This is a genomic window from Klebsiella sp. RCJ4 (assembly GCF_009025755.1).
Lineage (GTDB): Bacteria > Pseudomonadota > Gammaproteobacteria > Enterobacterales > Enterobacteriaceae > Klebsiella > Klebsiella michiganensis.
This window is the reverse complement of record NZ_WCIN01000045.1, coordinates 49549-67662: the sequence shown is the minus strand read 5'-3', so window position 1 is coordinate 67662 and position 18114 is coordinate 49549. Positions and strand designations below refer to the sequence as shown.

The following is an 18114-nucleotide window of genomic DNA, read 5'->3' as shown; positions in this document are numbered from 1 at the left end:
CTCAAAATCGGTGGAGCTGCATGACAAAGTCATCGGGCATTATCTGAACATAAAACACTATCAGTAAGTTGGAGTCATTACCTTCTTTGCCGCCGGACATTGTCCGGCGCAACACCAAACCGGTCTGGCGGGCTGAGCCAATCCCGCAGGCAAATTCAGCCCTTACCGGATGGCTCAGCCCCCTACTCATTGGAATTGGATATTCAACTTTCAGGGGCTACTGCGCCAGACTTCAGTCTTTAAAGTGATTGACTTAGCGCCTGGCACACTCAATTTATTTAGGTAGCGGGCCTAATTGCACCCCATCAGGATAATACTTCCAGCCATCGCGAATTTTGACATTTTCATCCCACGGAAGTTTGTATTCGCCATTGGCAAGATCGCGCACCCAGGTCAGGTAATTCTCGCGTTCGCCTCCCGGTTTGCCGACATAGCCCCGGCAGCCAAGGTTGAAAATATTGTTTTCCAACGCCCAGTTTTCACGCGCTTTATCCACCAGGCGCGGGAACAGCTCTGCGGTAACAATTTCCCATGGGTTGCGGTGCCCCTGCTGAATGACGTTACCGTCATAATTGCAGACCGTACCCTCGCCGAAGTAATAAAAGACATCGTCATAACCGGCCAGATTCACCGAAACGGTATACATCAGGTTTTGCCAGGCATTCGTCCGGTTGGTCCAGATCCACTGATCGTTCACCTGCGTGGAATAGCCCGAAATACGGATATAGACATTGCAGCCTTTATAAGCAGCCTCACGCGCCAGTTCCGGGAACATGCCGTCATGGCATATGCAGACGGCGAGTTTAGAACCTTTAGGCCCATCGCATACCGGCATTCCCATATTTCCCGGCATCCAGGGCTCAATCGGAACCCATGGTTGCAGCTTGCGGTAATGCAGAGCGATATCGCCCCGATCGTTAATGATAATAGCGGTGTTGTACGGTGGAAGAGACGGGTCTTCATTGCGCTCCATTAAGGAAAATACCCCCCAGATGCCGTTGCGGATACAGGCCTCTTTGAACTGACCAATCTCCGGGCTATCGAGAGTGAGTAACATCTCGTCATAGGTCCAGATTTTAGTATTCAGTCCCTGGGTTGAATATTCCGGGAAGACGATAACATCAAGTCCCGGATATCCGGCTTTGGTGGAGTCGACGGCCTTACAAATCTTATCGACCTGTATCTGGATATCCTCCGGTCCTTTAATAACGGGAACGGGGTATTGGATGGCGGCAATTAATAACGCTTCATCCCAGGAGCTTACACTTCCGGTGCTACCCATAGCAGACCTCTCGTAGTTAAGTTGGTGATATAAATTTAAACTGACAGATATGACGCAATTTGTTCTTCATCAGCACCAGAACGCGCCTGTTGATGAACAATATTGCCTTTCTCAATAACAACAATTTTATCTGACACATCGAGTACAAAGCTTAAAACCTGCTCGGAAACTAATATGGTCAACCCTTCTGCATCACGAATCTTACGTAATATTTTTGCCATTTCTTTAATAATTGACGGTTGAATTCCCTCCGTTGGTTCATCCAGCAAAAGTAATTTGGGTTTACCGGCGAGAGCTCTGGCCATAACGAGCTGCTGCTGCTGACCACCGGAAAGATTTCCCGCCATCCGTTTGCGCATTTCTTTCAGCACAGGGAAATAGTCATACAGGTATTCAGGAACCTGTAACGAACGGGATTGGCGAATCCCCGTTTTTATATTTTCTTCAACCGTCATGGTTGAAAATACCATTCGCCCCTGCGGGACAAAGCCAATGCCATGCTGAACGCGCTGGTAACTAAGCAAGCCGGTAATATTTGTACCGGAAAACTCTAACTCACCGGCACAGGACGGTATCATACCAATCAGTGATTTCATCAGCGTGGTTTTACCCATACCATTGCGCCCTACCAGAGCGACGATTTCACCCTCTGCTAACGTCAGATTCAGTCCACTGATGACCTGGCTCTGACCATATGCGACAGCATAATCAGAAATTTTCAGCATCCGTGTCTCCTTAATGACCAAGATAAACGTCAATAACCCGAGGGTCGTTTTTGACTTTATTGATGCTACCTTCCGACAATACTTTTCCCTGGTGCATGACGGTGACATGATCGGCAATGTCTTCGACGAACTGCATGTCGTGTTCAATCACCAGTACAGAACGTCCCCCGGCAATTTTGCGCAGGAGCTGCGCGGTTTTTTGGCGTTCGGCGACAGACATGCCTGCCACGGGTTCGTCCAGCATCATGAGCTTAGGATCTTGTATTAGTAGCATCCCTATTTCTAACCACTGCTTTTGCCCATGGCTGAGAAGGTCAGCCTGCGTATGTAGGTAATCGGCAAGGAAAATTTCGCCAGCAACCTGTTCGACCGCAGCGATTATTTCTGGCGTGCGACGAAAGAACATGGCGCCCAACGCGGTTCTGGCTTTGGGATAAGATAACTCGAGATTTTCAAATACCGTTAAGTTCTCATAGATTGATGGATTCTGGAATTTACGCCCAACCCCTTCATGAACAATTTTATTTTCCCGAAGTTTACTCAGTTCCTTATTGCGAAATTTGATGCTGCCGCTGGTTAGCTTTGTTTTCCCGCAAATGAGATCAAGCACTGTTGTCTTACCCGCGCCATTTGGGCCAATAATAACGTAAATCTGCCCCTCATCGATGTACATTGAAAAATCATCGACGGCTCTGAAGCCATTAAATGAAACGGTTAATCCCTCTACCGCTAAAATTATTTCTTTTATCGGATTTTTCATTTCAGCACTCCGGTGTTTACTCTGGGTTTGGTCATACTCTTTTTGCGCAGCAGCGACATCACGATCGGGTGAATATATTGCTGATAAAGCCCTGCCAGTCCTTTCGGGAAAATCAGCACGACGGCAATAAAGAGCAGGCCCATGGCAATCGTCCAGAGTTCAGGAAAAGACTCGGAAATACTGCTCTTGGCGGCATTGACGATAAGGGCGCCATATACTGCCCCCAGCAAAGAACCTCGCCCGCCCACGGCACAGAAAACGACCATTTCAATTGAAGCAACAGTGCCAATAAACCCTGGCGACATGAACCCTACTTGCAGAGTGAACATCGCGCCACCGATCGCCGAAAACAGAGCGCTAATGCAGAAAACCACCGTTTTGATATTCGCGACATCATAACCAGAGAAACGAACGCGGTCTTCCTTATCGCGAATGGCAACCATCAGTCGGCCGAGCTTGCTATTCACAATAAAATAGCCCGCGCTCACAACCAGCATCAGTAAAACAGCATTAATAAAGTAGAGGATATAGCGTGCAGAATCAGTACGGATATCCCAACCTAAAAGCGTGCGTAAATCCGTGATGCCGTTAATTCCCCCGGTGTAACCCTGTTGTCCGATAATAAGAATCGTCAGGATCGCGGAGATAGCCTGGGTGATAATAGCGAAGTACACCCCGCCAACGCGGCGTTTAAACATTGCGCTGCCGAGAATCCATGCGCAAATAGTGGGCACGATTAAAATAGCCAGAATTGTCAGACTAAAAGAATGGAATGGCTGCCAGAACGAGGGCAAAGCGGTTAGCTGATTCCAGTCCATAAAATCCGGGATGCCCGGGGTGGTTTGCATTTTTGTTTCCGCTGGCGAGGAAGCTTCCAGCTTGAGAAACATGGCCATACAATAACCGCCGAGGCCAAAAAAGATGCCCTGCCCCAGGCTCAGAATACCGCTGTAGCCCCAACAAAGTACCAGCCCGACGGCAACAAATGCATAAGTCAGGTATTTACCGATCAGGTTTAAACGGAAAAGATCCAGGGTTAGCGGCATGACGATAAAAATAAGGCCTATCACCAGGGCAATACCCAGTAGCGGATAATTTTGCATGCGTTTCATCATAAACTCCTAGCGGCGGACCCGGTTGGCGAAAAGACCTTGCGGACGCAATAGCAGAATGCCGACCACGATCAGTAGCGTAATCACCTTCGCCATTGAACCGCTCAGGAAAAACTCCAGCGTGGATTGCGATTGTGAAATGGCAAATGCGGAGGCGAGCGTGCCGAGCAAACTTTGCGCGCCGCCAAACACCACCACCAGGAAGGTGTCAACGATATACTGCTGGCCAGCCGTTGGACCTGTTGAGCCGATCATGGTAAAGGCGCTTCCGGCGATCCCGGCGATGCCGCACCCCAGTGCGAAGGTTCGACTATCGACCTGAGCCGTATTAATACCCACCGCGCTGGCCATCTGGCGGTTAAGTACCACCGCGCGGACTTTTATTCCCCAGGCGGAGAAATAAATCAGCCAGGCCGTAAAAGCGGTAATAACTACGGTCAGCAGCAGAACAAATACCCCATTAACAGGAATATCAATATTGTCGGCAAACTGATACGACCCCATTAGCCATGAAGGTAAGTCAACGCCGACTTCGCGGGGACCAAATAGCGAACGATAGCACTGCTGTAGAATCAGGCTCAGACCCCATGTCGCCAGCAGCGTGTCGAGGGGGCGTTTATACAGATGCCGTATCAGGATTTTCTCAACGAGCGTACCCAGCAAGGCGGTACACAGGAAAGCAAGGGCAATGGCAACAAAGAAGTAGATGCCGAAGATTGAAGGCAGATAAGCGCTGAAAAACTTACCGGTCAACCATGTGACATAAGCACCCAGGATCATGAACTCGCCATGAGCCATATTAATCACGCCCATCTGGCCAAAAATAATAGCGAGTCCAAGCGACATCAGAACAAACACGGCGAACAGGCTGAGCCCCGAAAACCCCTGCATGACAAAAATGGAAGCCAAATCGGCGAAGTTATAATCGCTGAACATGGAAGTATCCTCGGTGAAGTCAAAGACCCCCCACACTATATGGGGGGAAGCGTCGGTTAGTCTTTCGGGAATGGGTTCGGTTCGATAAGTTCTGGCGTCTGATAAATCACGTCGTACTGCCCATCCGCACGAGCGCGACCGATAACCGTTTTGGACCACAGATGATGGTTATCATGGATGCGTACATACCCTTCCGGCGCATCTTTGAACTCAATATCGGGCGAGGCCTTACGAATTTTGTCCACGTCGAACGAGCCAGCTTTCTCAACCGCCGCTTTCCATAACCATGGGCCAAGATAGGCCGCCTGAGTGACATCGCCGATAACCATGTCATTACCCCAGCGCTTTTTAAATGCGGCGACAAAGCTTTTATTTGCCGGATTATCCATACTCTGGAAATACTTCATCGAGGCATAGGCGCCGACGATATTTTCGCCGCCAATACCGCGGATCTCATCTTCCGTGACGGAGATGGTCAGCAGCAGCGGTTTCTCCTGCGTCATATCGATCCCCGCCGCCTTCAATTGCTTATAGAAGGCCACATTCGAACCGCCGACAACAATGGCATAGATAACATCAGGCTTCTTGAGTTTTATTTTGTTTATAACCGAATTGAACTGCGTATTACCGAGTGGGTAATAATCTTCGCCAACGACTTTCAGCCCCAGCTTTTCAATATGGTGACGGGCGATTTTGTTTGCAGTACGCGGCCAAATATAATCAGAGCCAAGCAGGTAGAAGGTTTTTGCATGTTTATTTTTAACTACCCAATCAATGCCGGAGATTATCTGTTGAGTAGCTTCCTGTCCGGTATAAATAACGTTTGGCGATTGCTCCAGCCCTTCGTAAAAGGTTGGGTAATAGAGCATGCCGTTATATTGCTCAAGTACCGGCAGCATGGCTTTGCGGGAAGCCGAAGTCCAGCCGCCGAAGATAGCGGCGACCTTATCACTGACCAGTAACTTACGCGCTTTTTCTGCAAAGGTCGGCCAGTCGCTGGCCCCGTCTTCCTGTACATATTCAATTTTTCTCCCCAGTACCCCTCCGGCAGCGTTAATCTGCTCAATAGCCAGCTTTTCAGCCTGGATCGAGCCGGTTTCACTGATGGCCATCGTGCCTGTGGATGAATGCAGTATCCCGACCTTGACGCTATTGTCGGTGACCGCCAGGCCCGTGGTATTAACCACTGACGTCGCCGGGGCGGCGATGGCCGTATTAGCTGCCATCATCAGGCCGGCAATCGCCAAAAGTTTCGCTTTGAGGCACGCCTGGTGAAACCGGCCTGGGCTCGGGATTTTCATATTGCTATGTGGCTGGGGTAAATCACGAATGTTCATGGTAGCCCTCATAATCGTTATGGTTCATCTCAACTGGGGCTATCATGCGAGAGAGTCCATCAATCCAACAATGCGCGAGGTAACGCAGCGGCTACGTCATTTAACGTATTGGTTAATTCTCATAATCAAGACATGCTCACGTGCGCGATAACAAGAAAATACTAAGACGCGCCTGTGGTTAAGTTCAGCATTTTTATCATTTCAGGAGCAGTGAATGACCGTTCAGCAAAAGGCGTTTAAATCGCGCAGACGCTACAACCAGTGGGTGACCAATCAGACTCTCGAGGATTTTGCGCTCCGCTATACGCCGGTCTCGGCACGACGCTGGAGCGCAAAGCGAGTTGTTATGACAGCGCTCAGCGCAATTACCTTTTTGGCGCTTGAAGCCATTGGCGGCGCGCTGACGTTAACCTATGGATTTAATTATGTGGTGGTGGCGGTTATCTTAGTTAGCATTATTATCTTTGCGCTATCAATGCCGATTGCCATTAATGCCGCAAAAAACGGCCTGGATATTGATTTGCTGACCCGCGGCGCCGGATTTGGCTACCTTGGTTCCACGGTGACCTCGTTAATCTATGCTTCTTTCACCTTTATATTTTTCGCCCTGGAAGCCGCTATTATGGCGATGGCGCTTAATATGCTGTTTGGCCTGCCATTGCACTTTGGTTATCTGATTGGTTCCGTTGTTGTTATTCCCCTCGTCACCTGGGGGTTCACTTTTATTTCCCGTTTTCAGCAGTTCACCCAGTTTTGCTGGCTGGCGCTACAGCTATTACCCTTTATTTTCATTTTAATACGTGAACATCATGTGCTGCAAAACTGGATCGACTTCCCTGGTTTTATTACAGCCCGCGATGGTTCTTTCGATTTCCTTCAGCTCGGCGCCGTCTGTTCCGTACTGCTCTCACTGGTAAGTCAAGTGGGAGAGCAGGTCGATCAGGTTCGTTTTTTACCAAAGCCACAACATCCGGCCCGCTGGAGATGGTATGGCGCAGTAATTGCCGCAGGTCCGGGGTGGGTTGTCATCGGCGCCATCAAGATCCTGCTCGGCTCCTTCCTCGCCGTGCTGGCGTTTAATTACGGACTCGGCGCGGAACTGGCCAGCGAACCCACCCATATGTACCTGGTGGCATTTAGCTATGTCACCCATTCATCATCAACGCTACTGGCATTAACCGGTATTTTTGTGGTGCTCTCCCAGCTCAAAATTAACGTCACCAATGCATATGCCGGCTCGATCGCATGGTCTAATTTTTTCCTGCGCCTGACCCATCGTCATCCAGGGCGCGTCGTGTGGCTGTTTTTTAATGTCGGTATTGCTCTGTTATTGATGGAACTTGGCGTTTATCGCGTATTTGAGGATATCCTGGGCATTTATGCGGTGGCGGCCACATCCTGGCTTGGCAGCGTGGTTGCCGATCTCACGTTAAATAAGTGGCTTAAATTACGACCAGCGGAAATAGAGTTTCGCCGGGCCTATCTCTACGATATCAATCCTGTCGGCATCGGTTCGATGACGCTCGCCATGCTCTGCGGTCTCTCAGCCTGGATGGGATGGTTTGGTCATCCTCTACAGGTTTTTGCCTCAATGTTATCGTTGTGTCTGACGTTTATCACCGCCCCCTTCATCGCCTGGCTGACTCGCGGACGTTACTATTTTTCCCGGACGCCGGTGCAGGTCACGGCAACGGAATGCTGTGTCTGCGGTAATTATTTTGAAAAACCAGAGATGAGCTATTGTCCTTTTTATCAGGGCAGTATTTGCTCACTATGTTGTTCTCTCGATGTCCAGTGCAACGATACTTGCAAACCTCATGCGCGCTATACGGAACAGGCTTCAAAGCTTATCGGGATATTTATTAAAGAAAAATCATTACGCAAAATTGATCCCAGAGTGTGGAGTTTTATCAGCATTTTGCTGTTATTCAGTTCCGTCATCGGCCTGCTTTTGATGCTGGTTTTCGCTCAGATGCGCGATGAATTCGGCAGCGAGCAGGACCTTCTCGCCGCGGCGTTATGGAAAGTTTTTTTTATCCTGCTTATCGTAACCGGCGTCACCACCTGGCTATTTGTCCTGACAAATAAAAGTCGCCAGATTGCGCAAGAGGAATTGCGCCTGCAAAGCGACCGTCTGATGAAAGAAATTATTGCCCATGAAGCGACGGACCGGCAATTGCAGCAGGCAAAGGAAGATGCCGACGATGCTAATCAGGCCAAAAGCCGCTATCTCACCGGCATTACTCATGAACTCAGAACGCCGCTCAATGCGATGCTGGGTTATGCGCAATTACTCGAACGTGCTGATGATATCCCCCCAGCCCGGCAGCGCGGTATCGGTATTATGCGCAGAAGCGGCGAGCATCTGGCTAATCTAATTGAGGGATTACTGGATATTTCGAAAATTGAAGCGGGAAAATTAGAAATATATCGTGAAGAAGTGCGCATTGGCGATTTGGTGCAGCAACTGGTCGCCATGTTTGAACAACAGGCCAGAGATAAAGGACTGACATTTCACTACAACGCCCCACACTGGCTGCCCGAGGCGGTGATGACGGATGAGAAACGCCTCCGGCAAATTCTTATCAATCTGCTTTCTAATGCGGTTAAATTCACGGACAGAGGCAGTGTAACCCTCGATTTCCAGTATCGTAGCGAGGTGGCGTTTTTCTCGGTTCACGATACCGGCATCGGCATCGCCCCTGAGAACCTGGAACGCATCTTTAAGCCTTTCGAACGCGTATCCGGCGATAGTCGTCGGATCGGGACGGGCCTTGGGCTGACGATTACCCGGCTTCTGACTTATATCATGGGTGGCGATCTCCAGGTGGAAAGCATCCGTGGCGAAGGCACAACGTTTAAACTCACCCTGATGCTGCCAAGCTATAGCGGGGATGCCTACCAACCCGCCGAGCCTGCGGTAATCACCGGATATCCAGGCAAGCGACACACCCTGCTGGTAGTTGACGATGATGAATCCCATCGGCAGCTGATGATGGATTTACTCACGCCCATAGGCTTCACGCTGCTAACAGCCGAAAATGGTCATGTCGCGCTACATTTAGCCCGGCAAAATCATATCGACCTTCTTCTTCTGGATGTTGCAATGCCTGAAATGTCGGGGTGGGAACTGCTACGTCAGTTACGTAATAAGGGACAATTAGCGCCGGTAATTATGATTTCTGCGGAAGCGGATGAGGGTAAATGCCGCCATTTCACTGGCGAAGGGGAAGTTCGCTACCTGGTTAAACCGCTGCGTTTCCCTTTACTACTGGAGAACATCGGTGAAATATTGCATCTCCAGTGGCGCACGGAATGTCAGCCGCCAAAGCAGCCGGAAATACATGAACCACGCTCGCAGCTTACCCGCGTCCAGATTGAGTCGTTAAAAGAGATGGCCAGATTGGGTTATGTGAGAGGGTTTCGTGAACTGCTGGACAAACATATTTCCGCTAACCAGATCAGCAAAGCCGAGGGCGAAAAATTTGCCGAGTTGCTGAGGCGCTTTCGATTCAAAGAGATAGTCGAGAGTCTTGAACGCCCGGAGGGAGAGAAAAATGGCAATAGCAAAGCCGACGGTACTTATCGTCGATGATGATATCAACACGGTAAGTATGTTGAATGACACGCTTGATGAAGCCGGTTTTACCGTTCTGGTCGCTCTGGAGGGTAATCAAGCCCTTTCGATAACCAGCCAGATAACCCCGGATATCATTCTGCTTGATGCCGTAATGCCGCATCTGGATGGGTTTTCAACCAGTAAGCGCCTGCGGCAAAATCCGGGGCTGCGGCATACCCCGATTATTTTCATGACAGGCCTGAGTGATACGCAGAATATCGTTGATGCATTTGATGCCGGGGTGGTCGATTACGTAATTAAGCCGATACGCACGGAAGAGCTGGTTGTCAGAATGCGTACCCACTTGCGGAACTCAAAATTAACGGTCAGTGCCTATAGCGCGATGGATTCCGTTGGCCAGACCTTATGTGTTTTTAGCAAAGAGGGGCAACTACGCTGGGCCACGCCCAATGCATGGCAACTGATGAAAAACTTCAGCGATACCGGGTATGAACCCAATAAAAAAATAGTAAACCGGATCATCGGTTGGCTGAACAATACGGAAGGTTTAAAAATACCCTTAGATCTTTCATCGCAAGGCATCGCTCTGAAATTCTATCTTTCACGCCGGACCGCTGAAGGAGAAAGTTTGCTACGTATTGAAGAGATCAAAGGACATGAAGAAGTCGAAGCGGTGAAACGCCTGAAAAACAACCTAGGGCTGACGCAACGAGAAGCCGAAGTCCTCCTGTGGATTGCCAGAGGAAAAACAAACCGCGAAATTGGCGATATTTTAAACCTTAGCCCCAGAACCGTGAATAAACACCTTGAAATTGTATTTCCAAAGCTGAGTGTGGACAATCGCACCGCAGCGGCAGCGTTGGCAATAAATTCGCTATATGCCAGGGAGAAAATGTAGCGACAATGAGGCGTATTCGCGCAGACCTGCCCTGACATTTTTATCAGGCAGAACTGGCACCCTCATGTCCACGTCTCCGTCACCTGTGGCGGTATCGATGAGCACGGGAAGTGGAAGAAAATCAGCTTCCGTAAGGATGCCATGCGCGCCCGCTGGATGTGGAATATCCGCCAGCTTCTGCTGAGCGTCTGGTTCGAAGGCGTGGCCCTGCCGCCGTCCCTGTCACATATCACCACCGAATCACAATGGCGCAGTCTGATACTGACGGCCGGAGGCGACTACTGGCACGTCTACATGTCAAAAAAGACGGACGGTGGCAAAAACACCGTGAAATACCTGGGGCGTTACCTGAAAAAGCCGCCGATAGCGGGCTCCCGGCTGGCGCACTACGCCGGAAGTGCCACGCTGAGCTTTCGCTACCACGACCACAACACGGGCGAGCTGGCCACAGAGACGCTGACGCAGAGGGACATCGTGGCGCGCCTGAAACAGCACATCCCGGAGAAGTTCTTCCGTAAGCGTACAGCGAGAACCGTATTGACGAGGATGTGTTATTCAGTTGGCAGTGTGATGCGCCAGGGTAGCAGCTCGCTGACCCGGTTGACCGGCCAGTCAGCTATGACGTCAAGGACATGGCGAAGGTAGCTTTCTGGATCCACGCCGTTCAGTTTGCACGTCCCGATCAGACTGTACAGCAACGCTCCCCGCTCACCACCGTGGTCTGAGCCGAAGAACAACCAGTTTTTACGACCCAGACTGACCATCCGCAGCGCATTTTCAGCGATGTTATTATCGGCTTCGGCCCAGCCGTTTTCTGCATAGTACGTCAGGGCCGGCCACTGGTTCAGGGTGTACGTGAACGCCTTTGCCAGCTCCGAGTGTCGCGACAGCGTTTTCATTTTTTCACGCAACCAGCTTTCCAGGGTACTAAGCAGCGGTTTCGTTTTCCGCTGACGTTCAGCAAGCCGTTGTTCCGCCAGCATTCCTCTTATTTCCGCCTCCACGGCATACAGTTCGCCGATACGCTTCAGGGCTTCCTCCGTCAGGGCTGACGGCGTGCGAACGTGCACATCGTGGATTTTACGGCGGGCGTGAGGCCAGCAGGCGGCTTCCGTTATCCGGCCATCGCGGTACAGCTCGTTGAACCCGGCGTACGCATCCGCCTGTAGCACACCGCTGAACCCCGCAAGATGGGTCTGCGGATGGATGCCTTTTCTGTCGGGGCTGTAGGCGAACCACACCGCCGGTGCCAGCGCTGACCCGGCGTTGCGGTCATCACGAACATACGTCCACAACCGCCCGGTCTTCGTCTTCTTATTGCCCGGCAACAGCACCTGGACCGGGGTATCATCGGCATGGAGTTTACCGTCAGTCAGGACATAGTCCTGAAGCGCCTCCTCCAGCGGGGACAGCAGCCGGCAGCATGCATCCACCCAGCCCGACAGCAGTGAACGGCTCAGTTCCACGCCCTGGCGACCGTATATTTCAGACTGACGATACAGCGGTGTGTGCTCTGCATACTTTGAGGTCAGCACGCGGGCCATCAGCCCCGGTCCGGCGATACCCCGCTCAATGGGGCGCGAAGGCGCGGGGGCCTGCACGATGGCATCACATTTTGTGCAGGCATGTTTTTCCCGTACGGTCCGGATCACCCGGAAGGCGCTGCGCATCAGCTCCAGCTGTTCAGCGGCATCCTCACCCAGGTAACTCAGCGCACCACCACACTCCGGGCAGCAGGAACCCGCTGGCCGCAGGCGTTTTTCATCGCGGGGGAGTGATTCGGGGAACGGTTTGCGGGTGCGGGTCTGACGCAGAGTGCGCTGTACTGCCGGGTCATCCACCCGACCGGTCAGCGTATTGCTCTCTTTCTGAAGCCGGTTCAGATCGGCTTCCATTTGTGCGATACGGCGGGAGACTTTTTCGGAACGGCTGCCGAAGTTCATCCGGCGAAGTTTATCCAGCTGCGCCTGCAGATGGTCTATTTCGCGCTCCCGGTCTGCCAGCTTTTCCAGCAGGGCACGGTTCAGCGCTTCCTGTTCGGCAAGGCGCTGTTTCAGCAGAAGGATGTCGTCAGAAGAGATGTCATTCATAAGCCAGCATTTTACCAGGCTTATTCTGCGACAACCAGGATAAAGAAGCCTACAGCATGGTCAGGGAGGTCAGCAACCGCTTCGGCTGTCGCCAGTCGATGCCTTCCAGCAGCATTGCCAGCTGCGCCGGGGTCAGGAACACTTTGCCATCGCGAGCTGACGGCCAGGCGAAGCGCCCGCGCTCCAGCCGTTTGGTCACCAGGCACAGCCCGTCGCCGGTGGACCACAGAAGTTTAACCTGACTGCCGCTGCGGCCCCGGAAGATGAAGACATGGCCGGACATCGGTTCGTCTTTCAGCGCCGTCTGCACTTTTGCAGCCAGCCCGTTGAAGCCGTTTCTCATATCGGTAATACCGGCAACCAGCCAGATTTTGGTGCCTGTTGGTAGCGGGATCATCGCTTCAGTTCCTGTATCAGGGCTTTGTTGAATAAATCAGATTTCGGGTAAGTCTCCCCCGTAGCGGGTTGTGTTTTCAGGCAATACGCACGCTTTCAGGCATACCTGCTTTCGTCATTTTGTTCAGCGCTCGTACCAGGGCCATAACCTCCGCAACCTGACCATCGTAGTCACGCAGCGTCAGTGAACCCCCGAACAGCTGTTTTACCCGGTACATCGCCGTTTCCGCTATCGAGCGACGGTTGTAATCTGTTGTCCATTTCCACCGCGCATTACTCCCGGTCATTCGCTGATTAGCCACTGCACGGTTACGGTCTGCATATTCACCGGGCCAGTAACCCGCACCTTTTCGGGGAGGGATAAGGGCGCTGATTTTCTTACGCCGCAGTTCATGGGGTCTGAGGGCCAATGGAACGAAAACGTACGCTAAGGAAATAACCAATTGTTATAATTGATATTATTCATTCTTCTCTATGAACGAAAGCCCGCACTAAGCAATGTTTTAGCCTCAAATGACTTTTTTACCTACCCAACTAACGTAACGATCGCACATCAGGTCGTTTTTCAATCGCATAGTGACACCTGCACTCACATGCGAGAAAACACATATGATTTTGATTTCTTGTTTTGGTGGAGAGACAATACCCATTCATAGCAGGAGTACATAATGCCAGAAATTGCATCCCTACAACTTTTCAAAATACTATCTGATGAAACCCGCCTGGGTATCGTGCTACTGCTCAGGGAGATGGGGGAGCTGTGCGTATGCGATCTCTGCACAGCGCTGGAACAATCACAACCCAAGACCTCCCGCCATCTGGCGATGCTTCGGGAAAGTGGCCTGTTGCTGGATCGCAAACAGGGGAAATGGGTTCATTATCGCTTATCCCCGCATATTCCTTCCTGGGCTGCCCTGGTGATTGAGCAGGCCTGGTTAAGCCAACAGGACGACGTACAGGCCATCGCCCGTAAGCTGGCATCGGCCAACTGCTCTGGCAGCGGTAAGGCTGTTTGTATCTAAAAATTTTGCCTGTACATATGTGTTTTTACGAATGTGAGGTGTTAAAGATGAAAATGTTAACGGTGTTTGATCCGGCGATGTGCTGCAGTACCGGCGTTTGTGGTTCAGATGTCGATCAGGTTTTGGTCAATTTTTCTGCTGATGTGCAATGGCTGAAAGGGCGTGGGGTTCAGATCGAACGTTATAACCTGGCGCAGCAGCCTATGAGCTTCGTTGAGAACGAAAAAGCGAAAGCATTCCTTGAGGCTTCTGGAGCTGAAGGGCTTCCGCTGCTGTTGCTTGATGGTGAAACGGTGATGGCCGGGCGATACCCAAAACGCGCTGAACTGGCTCGCTGGTTTGGTATACCGCTGGAAAAGGTGGGTTTAGCTTCCACCAGTTGCTGTGGTGGTAAAACTTCCTGTTGTTGAGTATGTCAGGAGGACATATGAAATTCTTAGAGAATATCCCGTCTTACCTGTTTTTCACCGGTAAGGGAGGTGTAGGCAAAACTTCGATTTCCTGCGCAACGGCTATACGTCTGGCTGAACTGGGAAAGCGTGTTCTGCTTGTCAGTACCGACCCGGCTTCCAACGTCGGTCAGGTATTCGATCAGACTATCGGTAACACTATCCAGCCCGTGACTGCTGTGTCTGGTCTTTCGGCTCTGGATATTGACCCGCAGGACGCCGCCCAGCAATACCGCGCCAGAATCGTTGACCCTATTAAAGGTCTTTTGCCTGATGACGTTGTTAACAGCATCAGTGAACAGCTTTCAGGAGCATGTACGACAGAGATCGCTGCATTCGACGAGTTTACTGGCTTACTGACTGACGCTTCTCTGCTGACCCGCTTTGATCACATCATTTTTGATACTGCCCCAACTGGCCACACTATTCGCCTTCTTCAGCTTCCCGGAGCCTGGAGCAGCTTCATCGAAAGTAACCCGGATGGTGCTTCCTGTCTTGGTCCAATGGCTGGGCTGGAAAAACAACGCGAGCAATATGCTCATGCGGTTGAGGCATTATCCGATCCTGAACGAACTCGCCTTGTGCTGGTCGCGCGCTTGCAAAAATCAACTCTGCAGGAAGTCGCTCGTACTCATGACGAATTATCAGCTATTGGCCTTAAAAATCAGTATTTAGTCATTAACGGTGTCCTGCCTGCGAGCGAAGCAGAACGTGATGCACTGGCCGCTGCAATATGGCAACGGGAGCAAGAGGCGCTGGCAAATCTTCCTGCCGGGTTATCTGATTTGCCGACAGACAACTTATACCTGCAGCCGCTGAACATGGTTGGTGTGTCCGCATTGAAAGACCTGCTCAACGAACACGCTGAGATAACATCGCTTCCTGAACAAAGCCCACAGAACAAGCCAGAGAATATGTCGTTGTCTGTCCTGGTTGATGATATCGCCCGCAGTGAACACGGTTTGATTATGCTGATGGGCAAAGGTGGTGTGGGCAAAACCACAATGGCTGCGGCTATCGCCGTCAGTCTGGCGGATAAGGGTTTTGATGTGCATCTCACCACCTCAGATCCTGCTGCACATCTCAGTACAACGCTCAATGGCAGCCTCAAAAATCTGCAGGTCAGCCGAATCAACCCTCACGATGAAACTGAACGCTATCGTCAGCATGTTCTTGAGACGAAAGGCAGGGATCTGGATGAGGCTGGGAAACGGCTGCTCGAAGAGGATTTACGTTCTCCTTGCACAGAAGAGATTGCGGTGTTCCAGGCGTTTTCACGCGTAATTCGAGAAGCTGGCAAACGGTTTGTGGTCATGGATACGGCACCTACCGGGCATACGCTATTACTGCTTGATGCTACCGGGGCTTATCACCGTGAGATTGCCAGGAAAATGGGGGATAAAGGTCATTTTACCACTCCGATGATGCAGCTTCAGGACCAGGAACGTACCAAAGTCTTGCTGGTCACTCTGCCTGAAACCACACCTGTACTGGAAGCGGCAAACCTGCAGTCCGATCTTGAACGTGCGGGGATTCATCCCTGGGGCTGGATTATCAATAACAGCCTTTCGATTGCACAGACGCAATCGCCGCTGCTTTGCCAGCGTGCCCTACAAGAGCTTCCTCAAATCGAGGTTGTGAAAAACCAGCATGCAAGCCGCATAGCGTTAGTACCGGTAATGGCTGTAGAGCCCACTGGCATCGAGAAACTCAGAGAGCTGGCCGTTTAATTTTTTTGTATATACAGGGCGGCAAAGCCGTCCTGTCTGGAGGATTTATGTTACTGGCAGGCGCTATTTTTGTCCTGACCATCGTTTTGGTTATCTGGCAACCGAAGGGATTAGGGATCGGCTGGAGTGCGACGCTGGGCGCGGTACTGGCGCTGATCTCTGGCGTAGTCCATTTTGGTGATATCCCTGTAGTGTGGAATATTGTCTGGAATGCGACGGCGACCTTTATTGCCGTGATTATTATCAGCCTTCTGCTCGATGAATCGGGCTTTTTCGAATGGGCGGCGCTGCACGTTTCACGTTGGGGTAACGGTCGCGGGCGTTTGCTGTTTACCTATATCGTTTTGCTCGGCGCAGCGGTGGCGGCACTGTTTGCCAACGATGGTGCGGCATTGATTCTGACGCCAATTGTCATCGCCATGCTGCTTGCATTAGGTTTCAGCAAAGGTACTACGCTGGCATTTGTCATGGCCGCCGGGTTTATTGCCGATACGGCCAGTCTGCCGCTTATCGTGTCCAACCTGGTTAACATCGTTTCTGCAGACTTCTTTGGGCTGGGTTTCACTGAGTATGCGTCGGTAATGGTACCGGTGGATATCGCAGCCATTATCGCCACGCTGGTGATGCTGCATCTGTTCTTCCGCAAAGATATTCCGCCTACTTACGACCTGGCTCTCCTGAAAGCACCGGCAAAAGCGATTAAAGATCTGGCAACCTTCAGAACCGGCTGGATAGTGTTGATCCTTCTTCTGGTTGGCTTTTTCGTCCTTGAGCCGTTGGGTATCCCGGTCAGTGCGATTGCTGCTGTAGGGGCTGTCATTCTGTTTGCGGTGGCGAAGCGAGGTCATGCCATTAACACTGGCAAAGTGCTTCGCGGTGCGCCATGGCAGATCGTCATATTCTCTCTGGGAATGTATCTGGTGATCTATGGTCTGCGTAATGCCGGACTAACAGAATACCTCTCCGGTGTGTTGAACGTGCTGGCAGATAAAGGACTTTGGGCCGCGACGTTTGGTACTGGCTTCCTGACGGCTTTCCTCTCTTCCATCATGAACAATATGCCTACCGTGCTGGTTGGCGCTCTCTCTATTGATGGCAGCACCGCAACAGGCGTTATCAAAGAGGCGATGATTTATGCCAACGTGATTGGCTGCGATCTGGGGCCAAAAATTACGCCTATTGGTAGCCTGGCAACGCTGCTCTGGCTGCATGTCCTTTCACAGAAGAATATGACCATCACCTGGGGATACTATTTCCGCACCGGGATCGTCATGACTCTGCCTGTGCTGTTTGTAACGCTGGCCGCGCTGGCGCTACGTCTCTCTTTCACTTTGTAATGAGATACTGATATGAGCAACATCACCATTTATCACAACCCAGCCTGCGGCACGTCGCGTAATACGCTGGAGATGATCCTCAACAGCGGTATCGAGCCGACCGTTATTCTTTACCTTGAGACTCCACCTTCACGCGATGAGCTGGTCAAACTCATTGCAGATATGGGCATTTCCGTCCGTACTTTGCTGCGTAAGAACGTCGAGCCGTATGAGGAACTGGGTCTTGCAGAAGATAAATTTACTGACGACCAGCTCATCGACTTTATGCTGCAACATCCTATTCTGATTAACCGTCCGATTGTCGTGACGCCACTCGGAACTAAACTTTGCCGTCCTTCAGAGGCGGTTCTGGATATTCTTCCGGATGCTCAGAAAGCGGCTTTCACCAAGGAAGATGGTGAAAAAGTCGTTGATGATACAGGTAAAAGACTGAAATAAAGATGAAGGGGGCAAATGCCCC

16 protein-coding genes and 2 pseudogenes are annotated in these 18114 nt (G+C 51.2%); 9 read left to right on the top strand and 9 right to left on the bottom strand.

Annotated elements, in window-relative coordinates; translation table 11 throughout:
* On the top strand, positions 1 to 67 hold a 67-nt coding region (locus F8562_RS29815), incomplete at its 5' end, for an IS1 family transposase (RefSeq protein WP_004209611.1).
* Positions 68 to 274: 207 nt separating this feature from the next.
* Here F8562_RS29815 and F8562_RS25420 read toward each other — a convergent pair.
* The 6 genes from F8562_RS25420 to urtA are packed head-to-tail and all read right to left on the bottom strand — an operon-like array spanning position 275 to position 6152.
* The gene (locus F8562_RS25420; protein ID WP_004181997.1) at positions 275 to 1282 is read right to left on the bottom strand and encodes a formamidase; all 1008 of its coding nucleotides are present in this window, start codon (positions 1280 to 1282) and stop codon (positions 275 to 277) included.
* A gap of 35 nt (positions 1283 to 1317) precedes the next feature.
* On the bottom strand, positions 1318 to 2007 hold the full coding sequence (gene urtE, locus F8562_RS25415) for an urea ABC transporter ATP-binding subunit UrtE (protein ID WP_049594026.1): 690 nt from the start codon (positions 2005 to 2007) through the stop codon (positions 1318 to 1320).
* Between the two features lie 10 nt (positions 2008 to 2017).
* Complete coding sequence (gene urtD, locus F8562_RS25410; protein WP_049594025.1) at positions 2018 to 2767, bottom strand: urea ABC transporter ATP-binding protein UrtD; 750 nt, start codon at positions 2765 to 2767, stop codon at positions 2018 to 2020.
* Positions 2764 to 3882 carry an urea ABC transporter permease subunit UrtC gene (urtC, locus tag F8562_RS25405; RefSeq protein ID WP_023158619.1) on the bottom strand — a complete coding sequence of 373 codons (1119 nt, stop codon included), beginning with the start codon at positions 3880 to 3882 and terminating at the stop codon, positions 2764 to 2766. The genes urtD and urtC overlap by 4 nt, the downstream gene beginning before the upstream one ends.
* 6 nt (positions 3883 to 3888) lie before the next feature.
* Positions 3889 to 4815 carry an urea ABC transporter permease subunit UrtB gene (gene urtB / locus F8562_RS25400; RefSeq protein WP_004181993.1) on the bottom strand — a complete coding sequence of 309 codons (927 nt, stop codon included), beginning with the start codon at positions 4813 to 4815 and terminating at the stop codon, positions 3889 to 3891.
* Between the two features lie 56 nt (positions 4816 to 4871).
* On the bottom strand, positions 4872 to 6152 hold the full coding sequence (urtA, locus tag F8562_RS25395; RefSeq protein ID WP_224239845.1) for an urea ABC transporter substrate-binding protein: 1281 nt from the start codon (positions 6150 to 6152) through the stop codon (positions 4872 to 4874).
* A gap of 214 nt (positions 6153 to 6366) precedes the next feature.
* Between urtA and F8562_RS25390 the strand changes: the two genes are divergently transcribed.
* The 3 genes and pseudogenes from F8562_RS25390 to F8562_RS29665 form a co-directional block, all read left to right on the top strand.
* Positions 6367 to 9747, top strand: coding sequence for an ATP-binding protein (locus tag F8562_RS25390; protein WP_049594023.1), 3381 nt, complete (start codon positions 6367 to 6369; stop codon positions 9745 to 9747).
* Positions 9710 to 10630 carry a response regulator gene (locus F8562_RS29670; protein WP_004181990.1) on the top strand — a complete coding sequence of 307 codons (921 nt, stop codon included), beginning with the start codon at positions 9710 to 9712 and terminating at the stop codon, positions 10628 to 10630. The genes F8562_RS25390 and F8562_RS29670 overlap by 38 nt, the downstream gene beginning before the upstream one ends.
* A 45-nt stretch (positions 10631 to 10675) precedes the next feature.
* Positions 10676 to 11146 (top strand): annotated as a pseudogene (locus F8562_RS29665) (transposase); the annotation flags it as partial.
* 35 nt (positions 11147 to 11181) lie between these two features.
* Here F8562_RS29665 and tnpC read toward each other — a convergent pair.
* From tnpC to F8562_RS25365, 3 genes and pseudogenes are all read right to left on the bottom strand, one after another.
* A complete protein-coding gene (tnpC, locus tag F8562_RS25375) occupies positions 11182 to 12720 on the bottom strand; it encodes an IS66 family transposase (protein WP_049594021.1) in 1539 nt (512 codons plus the stop codon).
* 49 nt (positions 12721 to 12769) lie between these two features.
* Positions 12770 to 13117 (bottom strand): IS66 family insertion sequence element accessory protein TnpB, encoded by a 348-nt coding sequence (tnpB, locus tag F8562_RS25370; RefSeq protein WP_064355312.1) that lies wholly within the window; start codon positions 13115 to 13117, stop codon positions 12770 to 12772.
* A gap of 76 nt (positions 13118 to 13193) precedes the next feature.
* Positions 13194 to 13508, bottom strand: a pseudogene (locus F8562_RS25365) (transposase); the annotation flags it as partial.
* 276 nt (positions 13509 to 13784) lie between these two features.
* On the opposite strand from F8562_RS25365, the gene arsR reads away from it, so the two are divergent.
* From arsR to arsC, 5 genes are read left to right on the top strand one after another with little or no spacing between them, the layout of a single operon-like run.
* Entirely contained in the window at positions 13785 to 14138 is a 354-nt protein-coding gene (arsR, locus tag F8562_RS25360; RefSeq protein WP_001114073.1) for an As(III)-sensing metalloregulatory transcriptional repressor ArsR, read from the top strand.
* Between the two features lie 47 nt (positions 14139 to 14185).
* A complete protein-coding gene (gene arsD / locus F8562_RS25355) occupies positions 14186 to 14548 on the top strand; it encodes an arsenite efflux transporter metallochaperone ArsD (protein ID WP_000783215.1) in 363 nt (120 codons plus the stop codon).
* Between the two features lie 17 nt (positions 14549 to 14565).
* Positions 14566 to 16317 (top strand): arsenite efflux transporter ATPase subunit ArsA, encoded by a 1752-nt coding sequence (gene arsA / locus F8562_RS25350; protein WP_049594019.1) that lies wholly within the window; start codon positions 14566 to 14568, stop codon positions 16315 to 16317.
* Positions 16318 to 16364: 47 nt separating this feature from the next.
* Positions 16365 to 17654: an arsenite efflux transporter membrane subunit ArsB gene (arsB, locus tag F8562_RS25345; RefSeq protein ID WP_049594018.1), complete on the top strand. Its 1290-nt coding sequence runs from the start codon at positions 16365 to 16367 to the stop codon at positions 17652 to 17654.
* Between the two features lie 12 nt (positions 17655 to 17666).
* On the top strand, positions 17667 to 18092 hold the full coding sequence (gene arsC / locus F8562_RS25340) for a glutaredoxin-dependent arsenate reductase (RefSeq protein WP_049594017.1): 426 nt from the start codon (positions 17667 to 17669) through the stop codon (positions 18090 to 18092).
* Positions 18093 to 18114 lie beyond the last annotated feature (22 nt).